Origin of the sequence: Paracoccus aminovorans (genome assembly GCF_001546115.1) — a bacterium.
In the GTDB taxonomy this organism is placed as follows: domain Bacteria; phylum Pseudomonadota; class Alphaproteobacteria; order Rhodobacterales; family Rhodobacteraceae; genus Paracoccus; species Paracoccus aminovorans_B.
The window spans coordinates 717,653-741,512 of sequence record NZ_KQ955208.1 but is presented as its reverse complement, the minus strand read 5'-3'; the positions used below and the strand labels follow the sequence as shown (position 1 = coordinate 741,512).

General features: G+C 67.3%; 22 protein-coding genes, 1 tRNA gene and 2 pseudogenes. 18 read left to right on the top strand and 7 right to left on the bottom strand.

Annotated features, from left to right (window positions below):
• Window positions 1-11 precede the first annotated feature (11 nt).
• A complete protein-coding gene (locus tag ASV56_RS03820; protein WP_062560848.1) occupies window positions 12-254 on the bottom strand; it encodes a BolA/IbaG family iron-sulfur metabolism protein in 243 nt (80 codons plus the stop codon).
• 88 nt (window positions 255-342) lie between these two features.
• Between ASV56_RS03820 and ASV56_RS03815 the strand changes: the two genes are divergently transcribed.
• Window positions 343-1,539, top strand: a complete 1,197-nt coding sequence (locus ASV56_RS03815) for a winged helix-turn-helix domain-containing protein (RefSeq protein ID WP_062560847.1) — start codon at window positions 343-345, stop codon at window positions 1,537-1,539.
• A gap of 52 nt (window positions 1,540-1,591) precedes the next feature.
• Here the strand turns inward: ASV56_RS03815 and ASV56_RS03810 are convergent, their stop codons facing one another.
• Together ASV56_RS03810 and ASV56_RS03805 are read right to left on the bottom strand one after the other, a co-directional pair.
• Window positions 1,592-2,335: a Bax inhibitor-1/YccA family protein gene (locus ASV56_RS03810; protein WP_018000489.1), complete on the bottom strand. Its 744-nt coding sequence runs from the start codon at window positions 2,333-2,335 to the stop codon at window positions 1,592-1,594.
• A gap of 122 nt (window positions 2,336-2,457) precedes the next feature.
• Window positions 2,458-3,426, bottom strand: a complete 969-nt coding sequence (locus tag ASV56_RS03805) for an NADPH:quinone oxidoreductase family protein (protein ID WP_062560846.1) — start codon at window positions 3,424-3,426, stop codon at window positions 2,458-2,460.
• Window positions 3,427-3,606: 180 nt separating this feature from the next.
• Here ASV56_RS03805 and ASV56_RS03800 point away from each other — a divergent pair, with 180 nt between their 5' ends.
• The 7 genes from ASV56_RS03800 to ASV56_RS03770 all read left to right on the top strand — a co-directional run bounded on the left by ASV56_RS03800 (window position 3,607) and on the right by ASV56_RS03770 (window position 12,900).
• Window positions 3,607-3,966 (top strand): helix-turn-helix domain-containing protein, encoded by a 360-nt coding sequence (locus ASV56_RS03800; RefSeq protein ID WP_062560845.1) that lies wholly within the window; start codon window positions 3,607-3,609, stop codon window positions 3,964-3,966.
• 79 nt (window positions 3,967-4,045) lie between these two features.
• Window positions 4,046-4,861: a histidinol-phosphatase gene (gene hisN / locus ASV56_RS03795; RefSeq protein WP_062560844.1), complete on the top strand. Its 816-nt coding sequence runs from the start codon at window positions 4,046-4,048 to the stop codon at window positions 4,859-4,861.
• Between the two features lie 76 nt (window positions 4,862-4,937).
• The gene (mgtE, locus tag ASV56_RS03790) at window positions 4,938-6,323 is read left to right on the top strand and encodes a magnesium transporter (protein WP_156429060.1); all 1,386 of its coding nucleotides are present in this window, start codon (window positions 4,938-4,940) and stop codon (window positions 6,321-6,323) included.
• Window positions 6,308-6,865, top strand: a complete 558-nt coding sequence (locus tag ASV56_RS03785; RefSeq protein ID WP_062560843.1) for a 5-formyltetrahydrofolate cyclo-ligase — start codon at window positions 6,308-6,310, stop codon at window positions 6,863-6,865. Before mgtE ends, ASV56_RS03785 begins: the two co-directional genes overlap by 16 nt.
• Window positions 6,866-7,284: 419 nt before the next feature.
• The gene (locus tag ASV56_RS03780; RefSeq protein WP_062562225.1) at window positions 7,285-10,884 is read left to right on the top strand and encodes a vitamin B12-dependent ribonucleotide reductase; all 3,600 of its coding nucleotides are present in this window, start codon (window positions 7,285-7,287) and stop codon (window positions 10,882-10,884) included.
• The gene (locus ASV56_RS03775; protein WP_062560842.1) at window positions 10,848-11,147 is read left to right on the top strand and encodes a hypothetical protein; all 300 of its coding nucleotides are present in this window, start codon (window positions 10,848-10,850) and stop codon (window positions 11,145-11,147) included. The genes ASV56_RS03780 and ASV56_RS03775 overlap by 37 nt, the downstream gene beginning before the upstream one ends.
• Before the next feature lie 214 nt (window positions 11,148-11,361).
• Window positions 11,362-12,900 (top strand): DegQ family serine endoprotease, encoded by a 1,539-nt coding sequence (locus ASV56_RS03770; RefSeq protein WP_062562224.1) that lies wholly within the window; start codon window positions 11,362-11,364, stop codon window positions 12,898-12,900.
• Window positions 12,901-13,077: 177 nt separating this feature from the next.
• Here the strand turns inward: ASV56_RS03770 and ASV56_RS03765 are convergent, their stop codons facing one another.
• Window positions 13,078-13,839, bottom strand: a complete 762-nt coding sequence (locus tag ASV56_RS03765; protein WP_253879860.1) for an invasion associated locus B family protein — start codon at window positions 13,837-13,839, stop codon at window positions 13,078-13,080.
• A 482-nt stretch (window positions 13,840-14,321) separates the two neighbouring features.
• Between ASV56_RS03765 and ASV56_RS03760 the strand changes: the two genes are divergently transcribed.
• A complete protein-coding gene (locus ASV56_RS03760; protein WP_062560840.1) occupies window positions 14,322-15,899 on the top strand; it encodes a helicase HerA-like domain-containing protein in 1,578 nt (525 codons plus the stop codon).
• Here ASV56_RS03760 and ASV56_RS03755 read toward each other — a convergent pair.
• The gene (locus ASV56_RS03755) at window positions 15,886-16,212 is read right to left on the bottom strand and encodes a DUF6477 family protein (protein WP_062560839.1); all 327 of its coding nucleotides are present in this window, start codon (window positions 16,210-16,212) and stop codon (window positions 15,886-15,888) included. The two genes, ASV56_RS03760 and ASV56_RS03755, sit on opposite strands and share 14 nt — an antisense overlap.
• A 215-nt stretch (window positions 16,213-16,427) precedes the next feature.
• Between ASV56_RS03755 and ASV56_RS03750 the strand changes: the two genes are divergently transcribed.
• Window positions 16,428-17,609, top strand: coding sequence for a DUF6456 domain-containing protein (locus ASV56_RS03750; RefSeq protein WP_082724724.1), 1,182 nt, complete (start codon window positions 16,428-16,430; stop codon window positions 17,607-17,609).
• 69 nt (window positions 17,610-17,678) lie between these two features.
• Here the strand turns inward: ASV56_RS03750 and ASV56_RS03745 are convergent, their stop codons facing one another.
• Window positions 17,679-18,227 carry a peroxiredoxin gene (locus ASV56_RS03745; RefSeq protein WP_062560838.1) on the bottom strand — a complete coding sequence of 183 codons (549 nt, stop codon included), beginning with the start codon at window positions 18,225-18,227 and terminating at the stop codon, window positions 17,679-17,681.
• A gap of 141 nt (window positions 18,228-18,368) precedes the next feature.
• Between ASV56_RS03745 and lipA the strand changes: the two genes are divergently transcribed.
• The 4 genes from lipA to ASV56_RS25025 all read left to right on the top strand — a co-directional run bounded on the left by lipA (window position 18,369) and on the right by ASV56_RS25025 (window position 20,191).
• A complete protein-coding gene (gene lipA / locus ASV56_RS03740; protein WP_062560837.1) occupies window positions 18,369-19,316 on the top strand; it encodes a lipoyl synthase in 948 nt (315 codons plus the stop codon).
• Between the two features lie 50 nt (window positions 19,317-19,366).
• Window positions 19,367-19,450 (top strand) — tRNA-Leu (locus ASV56_RS03735).
• A 160-nt stretch (window positions 19,451-19,610) separates the two neighbouring features.
• Entirely contained in the window at window positions 19,611-20,117 is a 507-nt protein-coding gene (locus ASV56_RS22510; RefSeq protein ID WP_172823728.1) for a tyrosine-type recombinase/integrase, read from the top strand.
• Window positions 20,054-20,191, top strand: a complete 138-nt coding sequence (locus ASV56_RS25025) for a phage integrase central domain-containing protein (RefSeq protein WP_437435907.1) — start codon at window positions 20,054-20,056, stop codon at window positions 20,189-20,191. Before ASV56_RS22510 ends, ASV56_RS25025 begins: the two co-directional genes overlap by 64 nt.
• Before the next feature lie 263 nt (window positions 20,192-20,454).
• Here the strand turns inward: ASV56_RS25025 and ASV56_RS22505 are convergent.
• A pseudogene (locus ASV56_RS22505) lies at window positions 20,455-20,722 on the bottom strand (ATP-binding protein); the annotation flags it as partial.
• Window positions 20,723-20,770: 48 nt separating this feature from the next.
• Between ASV56_RS22505 and ASV56_RS24895 the strand changes: the two are divergent.
• The 4 genes and pseudogenes from ASV56_RS24895 to ASV56_RS03720 all read left to right on the top strand — a co-directional run.
• Complete coding sequence (locus ASV56_RS24895; RefSeq protein ID WP_156429059.1) at window positions 20,771-21,022, top strand: ADP-ribosylglycohydrolase family protein; 252 nt, start codon at window positions 20,771-20,773, stop codon at window positions 21,020-21,022.
• Window positions 21,023-21,144: 122 nt separating this feature from the next.
• Window positions 21,145-21,594: a hypothetical protein gene (locus ASV56_RS03725; RefSeq protein WP_062560835.1), complete on the top strand. Its 450-nt coding sequence runs from the start codon at window positions 21,145-21,147 to the stop codon at window positions 21,592-21,594.
• Window positions 21,595-22,170: 576 nt separating this feature from the next.
• Window positions 22,171-22,362, top strand: a pseudogene (locus ASV56_RS24315) (hypothetical protein); the annotation flags it as partial.
• Window positions 22,363-22,417: 55 nt separating this feature from the next.
• A partial coding sequence (locus ASV56_RS03720; protein ID WP_253879858.1) for a type VI secretion system Vgr family protein occupies window positions 22,418-23,860 on the top strand: 1,443 nt, incomplete at its 3' end.

Sequence of the window (23,860 nt, the reverse complement as noted above, 5' to 3'; positions counted from 1 at the left end):
GTGCTTGCGATTTACTCGGGGGCCTTGGTCGTCAGCGCCAGCGCATGCAGCGCGCCGCTCGGCCCGTCCATCTTGCCTTGCAGCGCGGCATAGACCGCGCGTTGTTGCTGGACCCGGTTCAGGCCACGGAAACTCTCGTCGATCACCTCGGCCGCGTAATGGTTGCCGTCGCCGGCCAGGTCGGTGATCGTGATCTGTGCCTGCGGGAAGGCGGCGCGGATCAGGGCTTCGATGTCATGGGCTTCCATTGCCATGGCGGATCCTTTCCTTGTTCTGCATGATGTAGGCCAAGCCCGGGCGCCCCGCAAGGTCGCCTCCCCGCGCATCATTCGAACGGACGCCATGACGCTGCCCCTGCTGACGAACCGCGACGCCCGCCGGCTGTTCCTGGACCGCCACCTGCTCTTGCGGCCCGGCGCAGGCCCGGGGCGCGGCGCCGATCTGGAAGGCGTGCTGACCGCGCTGGGCTTCGTGCAGGTCGACAGCGTCAACACGCTGGCGCGGGCGCATGACCTGATCCTGTGGTCGCGGCGCGGGCAGTATCGCCCGGCGGCGCTGGAATCGCTGATCGCCCGGCAGCGTGCCGCGTTCGAGCACTGGACCCATGACGCCGCGGTGATCCCGATGCGCTTCTATCCGATGTGGCGGCTGAAATTCGCCCGGGACGAGGCACACATGCAGCGCCGCTGGCCGAAATGGCGGCGCGAGGGCTGGGATGCGGAATTCGACAGCGTGCTGCGCCATATCGCCGATCACGGCCCGGCCTCGACTTCGGACCTGGGCGGGGACGAGCCGCGCGGCTCGGGCGGCTGGTGGGACTGGCACCCGTCCAAGACGGCGCTGGAATACCTGTGGCGCTCGGGCCGGCTGGCGATCCGGCACCGCAGCGGCTTTCGCAAGGTCTATGACCTGGCCGAGCGGGTGATCCCCGAGGCGCAGCGGGCGGCGCGGCTCGACGATGCCGAGATCCTCGACTGGGCGCTGTCGTCCGCGCTGGAGCGGCTGGGCTTCGCGACCTCGGGCGAACTGGCCGCGTTCTTCCAGATCGCGACGCCCGACGAGGCGAAGGCCTGGTGCGCCCGGGCCCTGGCGGCGGGCCGCATTGCCGAGATCGAAGTCCAGGCCGCCGACGGCCAGCGCCGGCGCAGCTATGCCCTGCCGGGCCTGGCCGAGCGGGTCGCCGCGCTGCCCGAGCCTTCGGGCCGGGTGCGGCTCTTGTCGCCCTTTGATCCGGCGCTGCGCGACCGGGCGCGGGCCGAGCGGCTGTTCGGCTTTCGCTATCGCATCGAGATCTTCGTGCCGGCGGCGCGGCGGCAATACGGCTATTACGTCTTTCCCGTGATGCAGGGCGACCGGCTGATCGGCCGGCTGGATGCCAGGCGTGACGGCGACGCGCTGGCGGTCCGCGCCTTCTGGCCCGAGCCGGGGCAGCGCATGGGCAAGGCGCGGCTGGCCGGGCTGATGGCCGAGTTGCAGCGCCTGTTGCCGCTGACGGGGGGACGGGACATCCGCCTGGCCCCGAACTGGTTGCGGGCATGAAAAAACCGCCGGGGGTGCCCGGCGGTTCGATGGCGTCAGCCTGGGGTCGCGATCACTCGCGGTTGCCCATGAATTGCAGCAGGAACATGAACAGGTTCAGGAAGTCCAAGTAGAGCTGCAGGGCGCCCATGATCGCGGCCTTGCCCAGGAAATCCCGGTCCGAATTCGCCAGTTGCAGATAGGTGTTCTTGATGTTCTGCGTGTCGAAGGCGGTCAGGCCGGCAAAGATCAGCACGCCGATCGCCGAGATGGCAAATTGCATGGCGCCCGATTTCAGGAAGATGTTCACGATCGAGGCCACGATCAGCCCGATCAGGCCCATCATCAGGAAGGTGCCCATGCCCGACAGGTCGCGCTTGGTCGTGTAGCCGTAAAGCGACAGGCCGGCAAAGGCGATGGCCGTGATCAGGAAGGTCTGGATGATCGAGAAGCTGGTGTAGACCATGAAGATCCAGCTGATCGACAGGCCCATCAGCGCGGCAAAGACATAGAACACGGTCGTCGCGGCCGAGACCGAGAGCCGGTTCAGCGCGGCGCCGAAGCCGAAGACCACCAGCAGCGGCGCGAACATGATCACCCAGCGCAGCGGCGAGGTATAGATCGCGGCGCCAAGCGAGGTCAGCGTGCCGTCCGGGTTCATGGCCAGGCCCGAGATGCCCCAGGCGGCGCCGGCGGTCACCAGCATGGCCACGGCCATCAGGCCGTAGACCTTGTTCATATAGGCGCGCAGCCCTTCATCCACGGCAGCCGAGCGCGTCGCGGTCCCGGCCGTGCGGATCGAATTGTAATCTTGCATAGGTTCTCCCCGGTCGAAAATCGCGGTGCGGCCGCTACGGCCCACCATCCCCGCAAATATCGGTCACGCGCCCCGAGATTTCAATGCGATCGCGCCGGAATGCGGGGCTTTTGACGAAAATTTCATAGGCTAACGATCACCTTTCCGGTCGAGCGCCGCGACTCGAGCAGATCATAGCCCTCGGCAAGCTGCGCCAGCGGCAGGGTGGCCCCGACATGCGGGCGCAGCCGGCCCTGCGCGTAAAGCGAAAACAGCGCCGCGATGTCCTGGCGCAGGGCGGCGGGGTCGAGCTTGCGATAGCCGCCCCAATAGAAGCCGTGGATGGCGATGTTCTTGACCAGCGCGTGGTTCAGGGGCAGGGCGGGCGGCTTGCCGCCGGCAAAGCCGATGACCAGGAAGCGCCCGCCGGGGCGCAGCGCGCCGAAGGCGGCCTCGCCCGGGGCGTCGCCGACCGGGTCATAGACCACGTCGACACCGCCGAGATCGCGCAGCGCCGCGCGCAGGTCGGGGCAGGTGGCGCTGTCGATGGTCTCGGCGGCGCCGGCCGCGCGGGCGATGTCGAGCTTGTCGGCGCCGCGGGCCACGGCGATGACGCGGGCGCCAAGCGCCGCGCCGATCTCGACCGCGGTCAGGCCGACGCCGCCGGCGGCGCCCAGCACGGCCAGCGTCTCGCCCGCCCGCAGGCCGGCACGCTGGGTCAGGGCGAAATGGCTGGTGCCATAGGCGATCAGGAAGCCCGCGGCCTCGTCATGGCTCATGCCGTCGGGGATCGGGTGGCAATCGGCGGCGGCGAAGAGATTGGCCTCGGCCATGGTGCCCTGGGCCTGCACGGCGACGCGGGTGCCCGGCGCCAGGTCGACGCCCGGACCGGCGGCCAGCACCTCGCCCGCGCCCTCGAGCCCGGGGATGAAGGGCAGGGGCGGCGTCTCTTGGTAGCGGCCGGTGGTCATCAGCAGATCGGCAAAATTCAGCGCAGCGGCGCGCAGCCGCACCAGCACCTGACCGGGCCCGGGCTCCGGCAGGCGCAGCACGCCTGGCACGGGAAGTCCCGCCATTTCCTTGATTTGCATCATGTTCCAGTCGCTGCCCATGATTCACACTCCTGACTGAAAACGCGAATCTCGCGCTGGTTTTTCCTGTATTTCCCGGGGCTTCGGATAGTCCGCCCGCAGGGCTGTCCGCGATTGTCTTTTTGGACAGGTCCACATTATCGAACTCGAAAATTGCGTCAAACTGGTGTAGCGCCCGTTTAGATTGAGTGAGGTGTTACCATGAAGCACAATGTGGACGTCCATGTCGGCAAGCGCATCCGCCACCGGCGGTGGATGATCGGCATGACCCAGCAGCAGCTGGCCGAGAAGGTCGGGATCAAGTTCCAGCAGATCCAGAAATACGAGACCGGGATGAACCGCGTCTCGGCGTCCCGGCTGTGGGACATCGCCCAGGCGGTGGACGTGCCGGTCAGCTTCTTCTTCGAAGGGCTCGAGGACGGGCATCTGCACGACGCGGTCGAGGGCGACATCCTGGCCGACAAGGAAGCGCTGCAGCTGGTCCGGGCCTATTACGCCATGCCCGAGGCGCAGCGCCGCCAGATCTTCGAACTGGCCCGGGTGCTGTCCGACGCGGCCTGATTGACGGCCGGCCCGCACAGGCTTCCGCTTCCGAAGCCGAGCGGCTAAACCTGCGCCCAGGCAAGCACGGGGGCAGGCGATGACAAGCGCGAACCAAGACATCCCTGTCGAAGGGGCCGAGCGGATCATGGCCGTGGCGCATCGCCTGGCCGACGCGGCCCGGATCGAGACCCTGGGCCTGTTCCGCAGTCCCGGGCTGCATCCCGACAACAAGGCGGGCGCCGGCTTCGACCCGGTGACCGAGGCCGACCGAGCCAGCGAACGCGCCATGCGCGCGATCCTGGCCGCCGAGCGCCCCGAGGATGCGATCCTGGGCGAGGAATACGGTGTCCAGAACGGACAGAGCGGCCTGACCTGGGTTCTGGACCCGATCGACGGCACCCGTGCCTTCATCTGCGGCGCGCCCAGCTGGGGCGTGCTGATCGGCCTCTCGGATGCCGGGGGGCCGATCTATGGCATCGTCGACCAGCCGCATCTGGACGAGCGTTTCGAGGGCGGCTTCGGCCGTGCCCGGCTGATCTCGCGCGCGGGCGAGCAGGCGCTGGCCACGCGCCGTGGCGTGACACTGGCGCAGGCGACGCTGATGACCACCTATCCCGAGGTCGGGAATCCCGTCGAACATACCGCCTTTCGCCGCGTCGCGGATCTAGTGCGGCTGACCCGCTATGGCCTCGACTGCTATGCCTATGCGCTTCTGGCCGCCGGCCATGTCGACCTGGTGATCGAGGCCGGGTTGCAGCCCTATGACGTGGCCGCGCCCATCGCGCTGGTGCGGGCGGCAGGCGGCACGGTCACCGACTGGCGGGGCGGCCCGGCGCATCACGGCGGCACCATCCTCGCCGCCGGCTCGGCCGAACTGCATGCCGAGGCGCTGGCGCTTCTGAACCGCGATTGAGCCCCGCGCGCCGCGCCCCTATGGTGGCGCCGACCGAAATCCTCGCCCCAGCCCCCGAGTTCCGAGGAGCCAGCCGATGACCGAGCCCCGCGAAGCCGAGACCGAGATCCCCGAGGACGATTTCCAGCTGAGCCGCGCCGGGCAGGAGGCGATCAATGCCGCCATCGACGCCGGCGACGGCCCGGCGCTGGACGGGCTCTTGGAGCCGATGCATGCCGCCGATATCGCCGACCTGATCGAGCAGCTGACGCCCGCTCGGCGGCGCGAGTTCCTGCATCTCTATTCCGGCGAGATCGACGGCGAGATCCTGTCCGAGATCGACGAATCGATCCGCGACGAGGTGGTCGAGCAGCTGCCGCGCGAAGTCTTGGCCGAGGCCGTGCGCGAGATGGACAGCGACGATGTCGTCGACCTGATCGAGGATATGGACGCGCCCGAGCAGCAGGAGATCCTGGCCGCGCTCGACGACAGCGACCGGGCGGCGGTCGAACGCTCGCTGAACTATCCCGAATATTCCGCCGGCCGGCTGATGCAGTCCGAGGTGGTGACCGCGCCCGAGCACTGGACCGTGGGCGAGGCCATCGACTTCCTGCGCGCCGAGGAATGGCTGCCCGACCAGTTCTATCACGTCATCCTGGTCGATCCGCGCCGCCACCCGGTCGGCTATGTCACGCTGGGCAAGCTCCTGGCCTCGCGCCGCGAGGTGGCCCTGCGCGCCATCACCGAGGACAGTTTCCGCACCATCAGCGCCCGGGCCGAGGAAGGCGACGTGGCCTATGTCTTCAACAAGTATCACCTGATCTCGGCCCCGGTGGTGGACGAGGACGACCGGCTGGTCGGCGTCATCACCATCGACGACGCCATGTCGGTGCTGGACGAGGAGCACGAGGAGGACTTCCTGCGCATGGCCCGGGTCTCGGACGACAGCCACGTCTCGGACGGGCCGTTCCAGACCGCGCGGCAGCGGCTGCCCTGGCTGGTGACGAACCTGTTCACCGCCTCGCTGTCGGCGCTGGTGATCTCGCGCTTCGAATCGACGCTGACGCAGCTGGTGATCCTCGCGGCGCTGATGCCCATCGTCGCCTCGACCGGCGGCATCGCCGGCACGCAGTCGCTGGCCGTCGCCGTGCGGGCGCTGGCCACGCGCGAGCTGACCAGCGCCAACGCCCGCCGCGTCATCCTGCGCGAACTGGCGGCGGGGATGCTGAACGGGCTGGGGCTGGCGGTGATCCTGTTCCTGGCCGGCAGCCTGATCCTGGGCGCGCCGATGATCGGGGCGGTGCTGGGCATGGCGATGATCGCGAACCAGATCGTCGCCGCGACCGGGGGCGTGCTGGTGCCGCTGGGCCTCAGCCGGCTGGGGCTGGACCCGGCGCTGGCTTCGGGGACATTCGTCACCACGATGACGGATATGATGGGATTCTTTGCCTTTCTGGGGTTGGCGTCATGGATACTGATCTGAAATCCGCACTTCGCGTGCAGGCCTTGGCGGCGCGCGCCGCGGGCGGCGACGATGCCGCCATGGCCGAGCGGCTGATCGCCGTGCTGGCGCCGCATGCCGGCAAGGTGCTGGCCGGCTATTGGCCGATGCGGGACGAGGCCGATCCGCGCCCGGCCATGGCGGCGCATGACGGCCCGGTCTGCCTGCCGGTGGTCCCCGGCCGGGCCCGGCCGCTGGTGTTTCGCGCCTATGACGGCCGGCTCGAGCCCGGCGGTTTCGGCACCAGCCATCCGCCGGCCGATTCGCCGGAACTGCGCCCTCAGGTGCTGATCGTGCCGCTGGCGGGCTTCGACCGTGCCGGCAACCGGCTGGGCTATGGCGGCGGCTTCTACGACCGCACGCTGGAGATGCTGCGCGCCGAAGGCCCGACCGTCGCCATCGGCCTGGCCTATGCGGTGCAGGAGATTCGGGCGATTCCCTGCGAGCCGACCGACCAGCCGCTGGACATGATCGTCACCGACCGCGACCTGATCCTGCCGGAGCGAAAAAATCCTCTGGCGTGAAGGCCGGAACGAAGCTGCAACCCCGGCGCGAGTTTCATGGGGACAAGCCTGTGGAAAACACCTGAACGGCGGCGCCGAACCCGGCCTGAACATTCGGCTTTTCGCGGCGGGGCACAAAAGCCCAGTTGTTAACAACGCATTGATGGCGAATCTGCGCCGCGGCTGACAGGATGTCGCGGCCGGGCTGTAAAGCGAAAAAATTGATTGAAATGCGCGAGGGCTCGCGCCAATTTGTAGCCCATGCCGACGACACTACCAGATCTTGTGGTCATCTGCCCCAGATCTGGTCTTGGTGGGCGCGGGCGAGAGTTCAATGAATGGCTACCGATGCCGCCTGCCGGGCAGGTCGGGCCGCACCTGCGGGTGCGGGCGACGCTGGCGTCTGGGCGGTGGTGCGGGGCAATGAGGGGATGACGGGCATGCGGATCGAGCGGCGTTTCACCACGGCCGAGGGCGGCGCCTATGGCGGGATGGAATTTGCGAAAACCCTGAGCGAGATCCGCGATCCGGATGGGCGCATCGTGTTCCGCAATGAATCCGTCGAGGTGCCGCAGGGCTGGAGCCAGGTCGCCTCGGACGTGATCGCGCAGAAATATTTCCGCAAGGCCGGGGTGCCGGCGCGGCTGAAGCGGGTCAAGGAAAAGGGCGTGCCGGAATTCCTCTGGCGCTCGGTCCCCGACGAGGCGGCGCTGGCGGAGCTGCGCGAGGACCAGCGCAGCCTGGGCGAGACCTCGGCTTGCCAGGTCTTCGACCGGCTGGCCGGCGCCTGGGCCTATTGGGGCTGGAAGGGCGGGTATTTTTCCAACGAAGAAGACGCCCGCGCCTATTACGACGAGATGCGCTTCATGCTGGCGGCGCAGATGGCGGCGCCGAATTCGCCGCAATGGTTCAACACCGGGCTGCATTGGGCCTATGGCATCGACGGCCCGTCGCAGGGGCATTTCTACGTCGATTTCAAGACCGGCGCGCTGGTCAAGTCCGACAGCGCCTATGAGCATCCGCAGCCGCATGCCTGCTTCATCCAGTCGGTCAGCGACGACCTGGTGAACGACGGCGGCATCATGGACCTGTGGGTCCGCGAGGCGCGGCTTTTCAAATACGGCTCGGGCACGGGCACCAATTTTTCGTCCCTTCGAGGGGAGGGCGAGAAACTGTCGGGCGGCGGCAAGTCTTCGGGGCTCATGGGCTTCCTGAAGATCGGAGACCGCGCAGCGGGGGCGATCAAATCGGGCGGGACGACCCGACGCGCCGCAAAGATGGTGATCTGCGACATGGATCACCCCGACATCGAGCAGTTCATCAACTGGAAGGTCATCGAGGAACAGAAGGTCGCCGCCCTGGTGGCCGGGTCCAAGATGCACGAACGGAAGCTGAACGAGATCTTCGCCGCGATCCGCGGCTGGGACGGCAGCGTCGAGCATGCCACTGACCCCGCCCGGAACGCGGCGTTGAAATCGGCGATACGCAGCGCGAAACGCAGCATGATCCCGGAAACCTATGTGAACCGGGTTCTGCAATATGCCCGCCAGGGCTTTGATTCGATTGAATTCCCCAGCTACGATACCGATTGGGATTCCGAAGCCTATGCCTCGGTTTCCGGGCAGAATTCCAACAACTCGGTGCGGGTGACGGATGCCTTCCTGCGCGCGGTCCGCGAGGACCAGCCCTGGGAGCTGGTGCGCCGCACCGACGGCAAGGTGGCCAAGACCGTCTCGGCGCGCGAGCTGTGGAGCCAGATCGGCCATGCCGCCTGGGCCTGCGCCGATCCGGGCATCCAGTTCCACGACACGATCAACGCCTGGCACACCTGCCCCGAGCATGGGCCGATCCGGGCCAGCAATCCGTGCAGCGAATACATGTTCCTGGACGACACCGCCTGCAACCTGGCCTCGATGAACCTGCTGACCTTCTGGAACGGGCAGGGCTTCGATGCCGAGGGCTATATCCATGCCACGCGGCTCTGGACGCTGACGCTGGAGATCTCGGTGCTGATGGCGCAGTTCCCCTCGCGCGAGATCGCGCAGCGCAGCTATGACTTCCGCACGCTGGGCCTGGGCTATGCCAATATCGGCGGGCTCTTGATGACCATGGGCCTGGGCTACGATTCGACCGAGGGCCGGGCGCTGTGCGGCGCGCTGACCGCGCTGATGACCGGTGTCGCCTATGCCACCTCGGCCGAGATGGCGGGCGAGCTGGGGCCGTTCCCGGGCTACAAGAAGAATGCCTCGCACATGCTGCGGGTGATCCGCAACCACCGCGCCGCCGCCCATGGCACCGGCGCCTATCACGGGCTGAACGTCCGCCCGGTCGAGCTGGACGCCGCGAACTGCCCCGACCCGCGGCTGGTGGCGCTGGCGCAGGGCGCCTGGGACGAGGCGCTGACCCTGGGCGAGGAGCACGGCTATCGCAATGCCCAGGCCACGGTGATCGCGCCGACCGGCACCATCGGGCTGGTGATGGATTGCGACACCACCGGCATCGAGCCGGATTTCGCCCTAGTGAAGTTCAAGAAACTGGCCGGCGGCGGCTATTTCAAGATCATCAACCGCTCGGTCCCGGCGGCGCTGGAGGCGCTGGGCTACGGCCCGGCACAGATCGAGGAGATCGTGGCCTATGCCGTCGGCCACGCCAGCCTCGGGAATTGCCCCGGCATCAACCACACCAGCCTGGTCGGCCATGGCTTCGGCCCGCGCGAGCTGGAAAAGATCGAGGCGGCGCTGGCGGCGGCCTTCGACATCCGCTTCGTCTTCAACCAGTGGACCCTGGGCGAGGATTTCTGCCGCGACACGCTGGGCATCCCGGCCGCGAAACTGGCCGATCCGGGTTTCGACCTGCTGCGGCACCTGGGCTTTACCCGCGCGCAGATCGAGGCCGCGAACGACCATGTCTGCGGCACCATGACCCTGGAGGGCGCGCCGCATCTGCGCCCCGAACATTACCCGGTCTTCGACTGCGCCAATGCCTGCGGCAAGAAGGGCAGCCGCACCCTGTCGGTCGAAAGCCATATCCGCATGATGGCGGCGGCGCAGAGCTTCATCTCGGGCGCGATTTCCAAGACCATCAACATGCCGAACAGCGCCAGCATCGCCGATGCGCTGGCCGCCTATGAGCTGAGCTGGTCGCTGGGCGTCAAGGCCAATGCGCTGTACCGCGACGGCTCGAAACTGTCGCAGCCGCTGGCCTCGGCCCTGGTCGAGGACGACGAGGAGGCCGAAGAGATCCTCGCCTCGGGCAATGTGCAGGAAAAGGCCACGGTGATCGCCGAGAAGATCGTCGAGAAGATCATCGTCAAGGAGGCCGTGCGCAGCAACCGCGAGAAGCTGCCGCATCGCCGCAAGGGCTATACCCAGAAGGCGGTGATCGGCGGCCACAAGGTCTATCTGCGCACCGGCGAATATGACGACGGGTCCTTGGGCGAGATCTTCATCGACATGCACAAGGAAGGCGCGGGCTTCCGGGCGATGATGAACAATTTCGCCATCGCCGTGTCGGTCGGCCTGCAATACGGCGTGCCGCTGGAGGAATTCGTCGACGCCTTCACCTTCACCCGCTTCGAGCCGGCGGGCATGGTGCAGGGCAATGACAGCATCAAGAACGCGACCTCGATCCTGGACTATGTCTTCCGCGAATTGGCGGTCAGCTATCTGGATCGCACGGACCTCGCGCATGTCCAGCCGCAGGGCGCGCGCTTCGACGACATGGGCGGCGGCGAGGCCGAGGGCCAGCCGAATGTCGCGCCGGTGGGCGAGAAGGCCTCGCGCTCGCTGGAGATGCTGAAGCAGATCAGCTCGACCGGCTATCTGCGGAAGCGGCTGCCGCAGGACTTGCTGGTGCTGCAATCGCAGGTTTCGACGCTGGCGGTGGCCTCGGCCGATCCGGTGGCGATGGATGCGCGGGCCAAGGCGCGCATGCAGGGCTATGAGGGCGATCCCTGCGGCGAATGCGGCAATTACACGCTGGTCCGCAACGGCACCTGCATGAAATGCAACACCTGCGGCGGCACCAGCGGGTGCAGCTGATGGAGGCGGGGATGGAGCTTCTGGTCGGCGCGCGCCGCATCACGCCCGAGCGGGTGCAGGCGGTCCCGGGCGGCATCGAGGCCGAGCTGCGCGGCGAGGCGGTGCTGCGTCTGCTGGACGCGACCTTTCACGGCACCGGCTCGATCGAGATCCTGGGCGGGGCGCTGAACCGCCGGCCCGTCGATGTCGCCGGCATCGAGATGCGCGGCGCGAGCACGCTGGTCACGCTGCTTTGCGCGGGCGAGGCGGCGCAGCTGAACTGAAACCGTCAGGGCAGGGGTTCCGTGGCCCGGGCAAACCCCCGGTAGCGGAACCTTTTTGCCGTGGCGGCTTGAACCCGGCATTGCCTGCAAGTCACGATCAGTTCATCCTTTGCGAGCGTGGTTCATTTGCAACGGGACCGAAAATCCCCTTGAACATGAGCAGATTGCCATGGGACCGGTTCGCGCGGCCCCGGCATGGAAGGAGACCATCCAGATGAACAGACCCTCTTTTCGTCCTCTTCTGACCGGCTCGGGGCTGGCGTTGCTGCTGGCGCTGTCGCCGGCACTGGCCCAGGCGCCCGCCGCCCAGTCGCCGCAGGCCGCCGCCAATGACAACCAGCCGCTTGCCGCCCCCGAAAGCAAGGCGCGCAAGGAAAACGTCATGCCGGAGAGCTTTGCCGACCTGGTCGAGCAGGTCAGCCCGGCGGTGGTGAACATCACCACGACCTCGACCGTCTCGACGCCGCTGGTGCGCGGTCCGCAACTGCCCGAGGGCAGCCCGTTCAGCGACCTGTTCCGCGAATTCGGCTTCCCGGGCTTTCCGCAGGGCGAGGGCGGCAATCCGTTCGGCGGCGGGCCGATGGAGCAGCAGCGCTCGAACGCGCTCGGCTCGGGCTTCGTGGTCTCGCCCGAGGGGCTGATCGTCACCAACAACCATGTGATCGAAGGCGCCGACGAGATCGAGGTCGAGTTCTTCTCGGGCAAGACGCTGCCGGCGAAGGTGGTGGGCCGCGACGACAAGACCGACATTGCCGTGCTGAAAGTCGAAAGCAAGGACCCCTTGCCCTTCGTCAAGTTCGGCGACAGCGACAAGGGGCGCGTGGGCGACTGGGTGCTGGCGCTGGGCAACCCGCTGGGGCAGGGCTTCTCGGCCTCGACCGGGATCATCTCGGCCCGGAACCGCGCGCTGTCGGGCAGCTATGACGATTTCATCCAGACCGACGCGGCGATCAACCGCGGCAACTCGGGCGGGCCCCTGTTCAACATGGACGGCGAGGTGATCGGGGTGAACACCGCGATCCTGTCGCCCAACGGCGGCTCGATCGGCATCGGTTTCTCGATGGCCTCGAACGTGGTCTCGAAGGTGGTCGAGCAGCTCGAGGAATTCGGCGAGACCCGGCGCGGCTGGCTGGGGGTGAAGATCCAGCCGGTGACGCAGGACATCGCCGATTCGCTGGGCCTGGCCGAAGCGAGCGGCGCCATGGTCACGGACGTGCCCTCGGGGCCCGCCGCCGATGCCGGGATGAAGGCGGGCGACGTGATCACCAGCTTCGCCGGCGGCGAGGTCAAGGACCCGCGCGACCTGGTGCGCCGCGTGGCCGATGCGCCGGTCGGCAAGGCGGTGGACGTGACCGTGCAGCGCGAGGGCAAGCCGGTCGAGCTGAAGGTGACGCTGGGGCGGCGCGAACTGGCCGAGGGTTCGGGTTCGGGCAAGGTGGACAGCGCCAAGGAAACCGCGAGCGACCTGATGGGCATGACGCTGGCGCCGCTGACGCCCGAGATCGCGGCCGAGCTGGGCGTGTCGCGCGACATGCAGGGGCTGGTGGTGCAATCGGTCGATCCGACCGGCGCCGCCGCCGACAAGGGCCTGACCGCCGGCGATGTCATCACCGAGGCCGGCCAGCAGCCGGTGACCTCGCTCGCCGACCTGGAGGGGCGGGTGAAAGAGGCGCGCGAGGCCGGGCGCAAGTCGATCCTGGTCATGGTGCGCCGCGCCGGCGAGCCGCGCTTCGTCGCCCTGCCGGTCGAGTGATCCGGGGCCACGCTTCTTTCGGGGGCGCCTTGGCGGGCGCCCCTTTGCCGTGCCGGCCGCCGGGGTGGTGGCGCGGGCCGCGTGAGTATTTGTGAAACGGTGAAGGCCAGGCCGCCGCGCGGGCGGCCATGAAAAGGGCCGGGTTTCCCCGGCCCGATTTCCCATGCGGGGACGCCGTTACTGCTGGGGCGCCTCGGCCGGGGCAGCGGCGGGTGCGGCGGCCGGGGCTGCCGGGGCCGGGGTGGCCGGCGCGGCGGCCAGGTCCTTGTTCGCCTCGACCAGCGCGGTCATGCCGGCGGTGAAGCCTTTCAGCGACAGGTTCAGCTTGACCATCTGCTCTTTCGGGGCGCCGAAGGGCAGCACCGAGACGGTGGCCTTGTTGCCCTTTTTCAGCGGGGCGAGTTCGGCATCGGCCAGGCCGATGCGCGAGATGCAGCCGACCTGCGCGCAGAGCATGAACGGATAGCGGCCTTCCTTGGCGGCGTCGACTTGCAGGCCCAGGCCGGCCTGCAGGTCGGTTTCCAGCGGCGCGACGAAGGTGACGACGGCCTGCACATTGCCGGTCATCGGGATCACCGAGGCCTCGGCCACCGGCGAATCGTTCTGGTCCTTGAGCAGCTGGTAGAGCTCGCAGGGATCCTTGCCGGTCTCGGTCTTCATGCAGCGCAGGGTCCAGTCGCCATGCGTCGACTTGGCATAGGGCTGGCCGACCTTGGGTGCGCCGTCGGCAGCGGGGGCTTCGGCTGCGGGGGCCTCGGTTGCGGGCGCGGCGGGGGCCGGCGTGGTGGCGGCGGGCGTTTCGCTGGCAGGGGCTTCGCTGGCGGCGGCCTCGGCGGCGGGCTGGGCCGGGGTGGCCGCTTCCTGCGCCATCACGCTGGCGGCGCTGCCGGTCAGGGTGAAGAGGGCGGCGATCAATGCCGCGGACGTCCTATTTGCCATGGTGCTTTCCTTTGGTCCATGCATCGGCCCTGCTCCTAACATGCGCGCTGCGCCTTGTCAGGGCGGATCGCATCGCGGGGCGTCACCTTTGCGTGCCAATGGGATATGGGCGAAAACCTGCTGCACCGGGCTTTGCCGAGGCCCGAAAAGGCGAGGGATCCGAAGCGTAAGACAGCCGCCCCGGATCCCCAGCTTACCTTCCCTGCCGGACTGGCCGGTCATCATTGCTCGGAAAGCTAGAGCCGGAACGAAGGTCCGTCAACTATCCTATTCGACAGATTGTTACATTGTGATGACCGCGATGTGATCGGCACCGGACGATGCAAAAAAAAGCCGCGCCAGAGGCGCGGCAGTCCAACAGGGAGGAAAGCCGGCCCGCCGCCGATGCGATGGCCCGACAGGAACAGACTGGCACAAAATCCTTACGGTTGTATTGTCCTTTTGTCGCAGCCCGCGTTTTTTTGCCGATCCGAGGAGAAAATATGACAGATATCGTCGATCTGGCCGCGGGAACGGTCTTTCTGGGCGGCGGCGGCGCCGATCATGCCCAGCCGCAGAACCTGCTGCTGAAATACGCCAATCGCCACGGGCTGATCGCCGGTGCCACCGGGACCGGCAAGACGGTGACGCTGCAGGTGCTGGCCGAATCGTTCTCGCGCGCCGGCGTGCCGGTGTTCATGGCCGATGTGAAGGGCGATCTGGCCGGTATTGCAAAGCCCGGCGATCCCGCCGGCAAGCTGAACGAGCCCTTCCAGGCGCGGGCAGCGCAGATCGGCATGGCGCTGGAATACGAGGATTTTCCGGTCACCTTCTGGGACATCTGGGGCGAGCGCGGCCACCCGGTCCGCACCACGCCGGCCGAGATGGGGCCCTTGCTGCTGTCGCGGCTGATGGGCCTGACCGATGCGCAGGAGGGGGTGCTGAACATCGCCTTCCGCGTCGCCGACGAAGAGGGGCTGGCGCTTCTGGACATGAAAGACCTGCAGGCCATGCTGGTCTGGGTCGGGCAAAACGCCAAGGAGCTGTCGCTGAAATACGGCAATGTCTCGACCGCCTCGGTCGGTGCCATTCAGCGCGCGCTGCTGGTGCTGGAAGGCGAGGGCGGCGACCGGCTGTTCGGCGAGCCGGCCTTGGAGCTTTCCGACATCATGCGGCTGGATGCCTCGGGCAAGGGGATGATCAACATCCTGTCGGCCGAGCGGCTGGTGAACGCGCCGCGGCTTTACGCGACCTTCCTTCTGTGGCTGATGAGCGAGCTTTTCGAACAGTTGCCCGAGGTCGGCGACTCGGACAAGCCGCGCGTCGCCTTCTTCTTCGACGAGGCGCATCTTCTGTTCGACGATGCCCCGCCGGCGCTAGTCGACAAGATCGAGCAGGTGGCGCGGCTGATCCGGTCCAAGGGCGTCAGCCTGTGGTTCATCAGCCAGAACCCGGCCGACCTGCCTGAATCGGTGCTGGGCCAGCTTGGCAACCGCGTCCAGCACGCGCTGCGCGCCTTTACCGCCAAGGACCAGAAGGCGCTGAAGCTCGCCGCGCAGAACTATCGCGCCAATCCCGATTTCGACATCGCCGAGGCTATCCAGGCCGTCGGCACCGGCGAGGCGGTGACTTCGCTGCTGGAGGCCAAGGGCGTGCCGGGCGTGGCGCAGCGCACCCTGATCCGCCCGCCGCTGTCGCAGCTTGGCCCGATCGCGGATGCCGAGCGCGCGGCGCTGAACGCGGCAAGCCCGATGGCGCTGAAATACGGCAAGGCACTGAATCGCGAATCGGCGGCCGAGATCCTGGCCAGCCGCGCCGAGCAGGCGGCGGCGCAGGCGGCGCGGCCGGAGGCCCGGGGCGACGACGACCTGTGGACGATGGAAAAGCCGCACAGCCGCGGCCGGCGCTATGATCCCCGGATCCAGATCCCCAACGAGGCGCCGGCGAAACGCAGCAGCCGGGCCTCGACCAGCGATTCCATCGCCACGACCTTCGGCAAGAGCCTGGCGCGGCAGCTGGGGACCAAGACCGGCCAGGCGCTGGTGCGCGGCGTGCTGGGCTCGCTGTTCAGAGGCAAGTAGCCGGCAGCGGGCGCGGGGCGGCCTCGGCCGTCTCGGCCAGGATGGCGATCAGCAGCATGATGTGGCGGTGCACGTCGTAATCGGCGCGGCCCTCGCGGCGGATAGTGTCGAGCTGCGCTTCCTCGGCGCGCAGCCGGGCCAGGGCGGCGCCGGCCAGCGGCGTCTCGTCGCATTTCAGCAGCCGGCGCAGGTCGCGCCGCCGGTTCCAGCCCGCCAGGCCCGCCTGCGCGGCCCGCACCAAGAGCCGCGGCCGGCGCATCTGCGGCTGGCCGAGCCGGGGCTGGAAGGCAATCACATTGCTCATCATCGTCATGGCGCTTTCTCCGTTTCCGAATGGAACCGGGGAAAATTTGCACAACCAATGCGTGTGTTGCGTCCCGTTGCCGTGCTGCGCGCGGCGCGGCAAGGAATCTTTAGGAATTCTTAGCAAATATCGCCCCATCTCGGCCTGATCCTGTCTTTGGTGAGGCGGGAGGTGACACAACCCATGGGCGAGCGCCTGCCCGCTCGTCTGCAGGAAGCGAAGGAATGACCATGACGATTTTGACGGGAGACTTTGCCCCGGAAGCCCCGATCGCCGCCCTGCCTGCCGGCTTCGGGGTCTCGGCCTGTGAAGGGCCCGATGCGGGGACGGACTCCCAGACCCGGGACGGTGACCTGAAACTGTATCTGCGCCATGTCGAGGGCGGCGAGACCATCCGCTCGCTGGCGCGCGAGGCGGGTTGCCACGCTTCGACGATCCTGCGCCGCATTCGCCGCTTCGAGGCGCGCCGCGACGATCCGCTGGTCGATCAGGCGGTCGAGCGCGCTCCGGATCGCGACCGCGGTGCCGCGCCGGTGGCGCCGGGCCGCACCGGCATGCGCCAGATCGCCCGCATCCTGCGCCGGCTGGCCGAGCCCGGTGCGCAGATGGTGGTGGCCGACGGCATGGACAAGGCCATCGTCGTGCGCGACGACATCCGCACCGCGATCCTGGACCGTGAGCTGGCCGAGCACATGGCGATCCGCGCCTGGGTGCAGCTGCTGGGGCAGGGCCGGGTCAGCCGCTATGCGATCTCGGGCCAGGGCCGCGAGGCGCTGCGGGCGATGCTGGCGGCCCGGCGCGGCAATGCCATGCCGCAGGGCGCCGATTTCAGCCTGGCCGCCCCGGTGGCGCCCGAACTGGCGGGCTGCGCCGAGGAGGCCGCCGCCTTCAGCCATGCCGACCGGCATCGGCACTGGGAAGAGCGCGAGATCACCGACCCCGAGGACGGCCGCCGCCGCCGCACCCGGATCAATATCGCGGAAAGCCCGCTGCTGATGCTGGCGCGACGGCGCGAACCGGACGGCCGGCCGTTCCTTGCCCCTGACCTGGTCGCCGCCGGCGAGCGCCTGCGCGAGGATTTCGAGCTGGCGCAGATGGGACCGCGCGTCACGCAGAACTGGGACCGCTTCCTGACCTCGGGCGTCGATGTGTCGCGGGTCTCGGCCGGGATGGGCGGCGGGTCCGAGGGTGCGCGCAACCGCGTCGCCGCGGCGCTGCGCGAGCTGGGGCCGGGCATGGGCGACATGTGCCTGCGGGTCTGCTGCTTTCTCGAAGGGGTCGAGATGACCGAGCGCCGGCTGGGCTGGTCGGCGCGTTCGGGCAAGATCGTGCTGCGCCTGGCGCTGATGCGGCTGGAACGCCACTACCGCGAGACCTACGGCTCGGGCGCGCCGCTGATCGGCTGATCCCGGCAGGCCAGCGGCCATGAAAAAGGGCGCCCCGGTGGCGCCCTTTCGTGTGTCCGAAGGGTCGGATCAGGCGGCGGCTTGCGCCGGGTTGGCGCGCAGCCATTCCAGCACCGATTCGGGCGAACTGGCGCCATAGGGATCCTCGGGACAGTCGTCGCAGCGGCCGGGCTCTTCGAACCAGGCCTCGACGCGGCCGTCGTTGACGATGGCGGCATAGCGCCAGCTGCGGGCGCCGAAGCCCAGGTTGTCCTTGCGCACCAGCATGCCGACCTTGTCGGTGAACGCGCCCGAGCCGTCGGGGATCACCTTCACGTTTTCAAGGTTCTGGCCCTTGGCCCATTGGTTCATCACGAAGCTGTCGTTGACCGACATGCAATAGATCGCGTCGATGCCCAGGGTCGCCATTTCATCGGCGGCCTTCTCGAAGCCGGGCAGCTGATAGGTCGAGCAGGTGGGCGTGAACGCGCCGGGCAGCGAGAACAGCACCACGCGCTTGCCGGCGAAATAGTCGGCCGTGGTCATCGCCTGCCAGCGATAGGGGTTCGGGCCGCCCACGGCCTCGTCGCGCACGCGGGTCTGGAAGGTCACGTCGGGAAGCAGATCGCCTTTTTTCATCTTTGGTCCTTTCAACATCCGCTCCTCCCTCAGGCCGATGCTGCGGCGCGGCATCGACGGGCTTTAGATGCACCCTGCAGGACCGTTGATCAAGGGGCGAAAAACCCTTAGTTATGCCGGAAATCAGCAAAGGATGCCGACATGGCGGACATGCCCCCGGTTCTGCGCCACCCCGAGAAGGCCCATCGCCCCGACCAGTCCCAGCCCAAGAAGCCGGACTGGATCCGGGTCAAGGCGCCGACCAGCCAGGGCTACAAGGACACGCGCGACCTGCTGCGCGAGCATCGCCTGTCCACCGTCTGCGAAGAGGCGGGCTGCCCGAACGTCGGCGAGTGCTGGAGCCAGGGCCATGCCACCATGATGATCATGGGCGAGATCTGCACCCGCGGCTGTTCCTTCTGCAACGTGCAGACCGGCAAGCCCGATGCGCTGGACGCCTTCGAGCCGGGCCGCGTCGCCCATGCCGTGCAGAAGCTGGGGCTGAACCATGTCGTGCTGACCTCGGTCGACCGCGACGACCTGGGCGACGGCGGGGCCGAGCATTTCGCCCAGACCATCCGCGCCATCCGCCACCGCTCGCCCAAGTCCACCATCGAGGTGCTGACCCCGGACTTCCTGAAATGCGGCCCCGCCGCGCTGGAGACCGTGGTCGAGGCGCGGCCGGACGTGTTCAACCACAACCTGGAAACCGTGCCCGGGCTCTACCCGACCGTGCGGCCCGGCGCGCGCTATTTCCACTCGCTGCGGCTGTTGCAGCGGGTGAAGGAACTCGACCCCGGCATGTTCACCAAGTCGGGCATCATGGTGGGCCTGGGCGAGGACCGCCAGGGCGTGTTGCAGGTCATGGACGACATGCGTGCCGCCGACATCGACTTCATGACCATCGGCCAGTATCTGCAGCCGACGCCCAAGCATCACCGCGTCGATCGCTTCGTGACCCCCGAGGAATTCAAGAGCTATGAGAAGGCCGCCTATGGCAAGGGCTTCCTGATGGTCTCGGCGACGCCCTTGACGCGGTCCTCGTATCACGCCGGCGACGATTTCGCGCGGATGCGGGCGGCGCGGATGGAGAAGCTGGGCCGCGCCTGACACGGCCTCTTGCAAAAACGCGCGCAGCGCCTTACGCGGTGGCGTGGAAGGCCCGAGTGGCGGAATGGTAGACGCAGCGGATTCAAAATCCGCCGCCGCAAGGCATGTCGGTTCGAGTCCGACCTCGGGTACCAGTTAACCTTTCATAGTCGTCCGTTAGACCCCTAAAAACGCAAGAAATTGCAGGGTTCTGGCGGTTCGGCGTCCGCCGGCGTTCACCGACGTTCGCGGGTATCCACGGCTAATCCATGGTATCGCGCTCCTGCCGATACCATGCCTGGAGGGGAAAATACCATGACCCTGAGCGATGCGAGAATCAGGCATCTGAAGCCCGCCGAGCGCGCCTATAAAGCGGCTGACCGAGGCGGCCTCTATCTCTTTGTCACGCCCGCGGGCGGCAAGTCCTGGCGCATGAATTTCACGAGGGACGGGCGGCAACGGACTCTGACCTTCGGACGCTACTCCGAGGTGGGTTTAGCCGATGCGCGCCTGAAGGCCGCCGAAGCCCGCGCCATTCTCGCCCGTGGTGGCGACCCGAGCGCGAAGGAAGAGCCTGACCAGCCCGCACCCTCGACCGCACCGCAGTTCAAGGAGATCGCCGACCGTTGGCTTGCTGCCAAGCGCGTGCGACTGTCTGAGTCCTATTTCACCCGCGTTCGGTCGCGGGTTGAGCATGACGTTTATCCGCGTTGGGGCGGCTGCACTTGGACGAGATCAAGCCGCGCGATGTGCTGGACATGGTGCGCGCGATCGAGAAGCGCGGCGCGATGGAAGTGGCGCAGCGGGTCTTGCGGGACGTAACCGAGGTTTTTACGCTGGCGGTGGCCGAGGGGCTGCTGACGGTGAACCCCGCGCGATGTGCAAGGGGGCGTTAGCACCTAAGCCGCCCGTGCAGAACCGCGCTGCCATGGCATCCGCCGATGGGCCGGACTTCTATGCCTCACTGAAGGACTACCGCGGCGACGTTGTGACCAGTTCGGCCATGCGGCTGCTGATCTTGGCCTGTCTGTCAGTCGGCGTTGAATGGTGCCCCCTACCGGCGTCCAAAAGGGACCCCTCCGGCGCTGTGGTGAGCAGGCCCGTGGCGGCGTAGCTTTCCAGCTGGCGCAGCCGACGCGGGCCTGCGTTTCGAAGGCGTTCAGGCTTGTGTTTTGATGCGCCAGCTGTCGTTGCCGGTTTCGACGATGTCGCAATGGTGGGTGAGGCGATCGAGCAGCGCGGTGGTCATCTTCGCGTCTCCGAAGACGGCCGGCCACTCCCCGAATGCCAGGTTGGTGGTGACGATGACGGAGGTCTGCTCGTAGAGCTTGCTGACCAGATGGATGGAGGAGGATTAGAAAACAGTCCGGGCGACTGTTTTCCCGACGACCCAACTGACCGCCGGATTGGGCGAATGGCAGGTATCCGGGCACGCAGATTGGTGCTTGTCCTGTTGCCATGCTTTACTCCCCCGAATGTGGTTTATCTCGGGCCTCGTTCAGCATATGGATTGTTCCGGCACCCGACGTTCCGTAGGTGACCGAGGCGCAGGGGCGCTGCTCGGCCTTGCCGTTGGCGATGCCTTGGGCGCTCCGGTCGAGTTCCAGCCCCGAGGCAGCTTCGCGCCGATCTCGGAGATGCTGGCGGGACGGTTCCGGTTACCAGCGCGGCCGAGCGATGGACGGCCAACGGGCCCGACCGCACCGGCGCCTATTCCGGCGCGCTGATCATCACCGAGATCGGCGACCTTACGACCGGCCTGGCCGAACCGAACTCGGCCGAGGGCGCCGTCAGCTATCACGCGTTCTTCAACTTCGCGGTCACAGCGCGTGCCAAGGGCTGCAAGCTGATGCTGATCTACCCGCCGCATTCGCCCGAGGGCGCGGACTTGAACGAAGACACCCTGCGCAAGCTATGGCGGCTGGTGCTTTGGCTGCGCGCCAGGCCCGAGGTCGAGGGGTTGGACGTCTTCATGGTGCCGGCCCCGCTCCTGGTGCGCGCGGCAATCGACATGGTCGCGCCGGCATCGATCTATGCCGACGGGCTGCATTTGCGCGGTTCGGTCTATCCGGCGCCGGGCAAACGGACCAATGACGCGCTGGCGCAGATGATCCGCATGGCGCTGACCGGCGCACGGGTCGAGGACGATCCGGCATGGGATGCGGAGATGCTTGCGTTGGTCGAGATCGCATGGCAGCTGGTCCGAGACCATGCCTGCACCGGCCTCGGCGGGCCGGGTCAGATCGACCCCTGGCCCATCACAGGCGACCCGCTATCCGAGCCGATCATGCTGGCGTGAACGGCGCGATTAAGGGGGGTGTTTCGCAAAACTCGTCTGCTGCAAATCTTACTGTCACGCCGTGCAAAAATTCGTGTCACGCTACAGTCCTTTCCCTGTGAGCGAGTTCCGCCGCATCTCGGTGACCCTGCTGCCCGAATTCCAGTGACCGCGCGGTGACCGCGGACATCTTCGGGAATGGTGACAAGATGTCGGGAGGGGTATGAAAAAGGCGCTAAGGGGTTGTTAAACCTGCCTTAGCGCCTTTGGAAACATGGTGGGCGATAACGGATTTGAACCGCTGACATCTTCGATGTGAAGCCAGAAATTGCTTTGTCACCCCAGTGCAGCAGATGACACGAGACGGCACGAAAGGGCAGGATCCGAGGCCTCGGGGAAGCGAGCTTCTTGGCGGCGCGAAGATGCAAAGGCGTCGAAGATCGTGCAATCTGGTCGAATCCGGGGCCGGTGACCCGCTGGTGACCGCGCGCGCACCGTCTTGCGCGCTTGGTAATCTTGCAGTCTTGGCATCACCGTTCCGGTCATGCACACTCCCCGCAGATTTTCTTGACCCATTTCCCCTGCGGAGGCCTTTTCATGAACGCCCCCCTGCGCCAGTCCGAGCGTCTCGGGCGCCTCACCACCGCGCTCGGCCCCGACACCCTGGCGCTCCTGCGTTTCGATGGCACGGATCACCTGAACGACCTCTTCGAATACCGGATCGAGGCACTGGCTACCCGCCCCGACCTCGACTTCGACGCGCTGATCGGCACCCATGCCACGGTCGAGATCGAGACCCGCGACGGCACGCAGCCCTTTGACGGGATCGTGACGCAGGCCCGCGGTGGGCGAGAACGGCCATCGCTACGACCTGACCCTGCGGCCCTGGTTCTGGCTGGCGAGCCGCCGCCGCAACCAGCGCATCTTCCACGACAAGACCGTGGTCCAGATCCTGCAGGAACTGCTCTCGGACTACGCCCAGCTCGGCGATCCGGCGGTCGAATTCCAGCTCTCGCAGGACTACCCGGTGCTGGAATACACCGTGCAGTATCGCGAAAGCGACCTCGATTTCGCCCGCCGGCAGATGGAGCGACACGGGATCAGCTTCCATTTCCGCCACGCCATGGGCTCGCACACGCTGGTCCTGACCGACGACGTGCTGGCGCATGAGACGATCGGCGCCCGGCCCTACAAGAGCTACGACGGCCACCACCAGGCCGAGGACGAGCATTTCTGGGACTGGTCGCCCGAGCGCAACCTGACCACCGGCGCCATCCGGCTGACGGACTACAACTTCAAGACCCCCGACGCGGCGATGGAGGCGGACCGGCTGGGCGACGCCGCCCATGCGCAAGGCGCCATCGAGAGCTTCGATTATCCCGGCGACTACCTGGCGCAGGACGTGGGCAAGATCGTCGCCGGGCTGCGCACCTCGCAGGAGCGCGGCGCGGATCGCCGCAACCGCGCGGTGGGCGATTGCGCCAGCCTGCGGGCGGGGAAGCGGGTGACCTTGTCGGGCGATCCGGTGCCGGGCACGGGCGGGACCTATCTGTGCCTCTCGGCCTCGCACCATTTCGTGTCCGAGGCCTATGGCTCCGGCGGTCAAGGCAGCGACGGCTATGCGTTCACCGGCAGCTACGCCCTGATGCCGGACACGGCGCCGATGGCCCCGCCGCGGCGCACGGCGGTGCCGGTGGTGCATGGGCCGCAGACCGCGATGGTGGTGGGCGAGGGCGAGATCGACTGCGACGAATATGGCCGGATCCTGGTGCGGTTCCACTGGGACCTGAGCGGGGCGTTCTCGATGCGCTGCCGGGTGTCGCAGAACTGGGCCGGCGCCGGCTGGGGCGGCATGGTCATCCCGCGCATCGGCATGGAGGTGGTGGTCGAGTTCCTCGAAGGGGATCCAGACAAGCCACTGGTCACGGGGAATGTGTTCAATGGGAAGAACAATACGCCCTATCCGCTGCCCGAGCATAAGACGAAGGCCGTCTGGCGCTCCAAGACGCATAAAGGCAATGGCTTCAACGAGATCAGCTTCGAGGATGAAAAAGGGCGAGAGAAGGTTTACCTGCACGCGGAGCGCGATCACGAAATTCACGTCGAGAATAATCGCGCCAAACGGGTGGATCGCAATCAGTCCGAAAGCGTGGGCAACAACAAATCTATTGAGGTGGGCAACAACCACCATGAGGTGATCGGCGGCAATATGACGCTGATGGTGGGGCCGAACAAGCTGCAGAGCGCTGTAACCTCGGCATTCATGAAGTTTACGGGTGCAATTGGT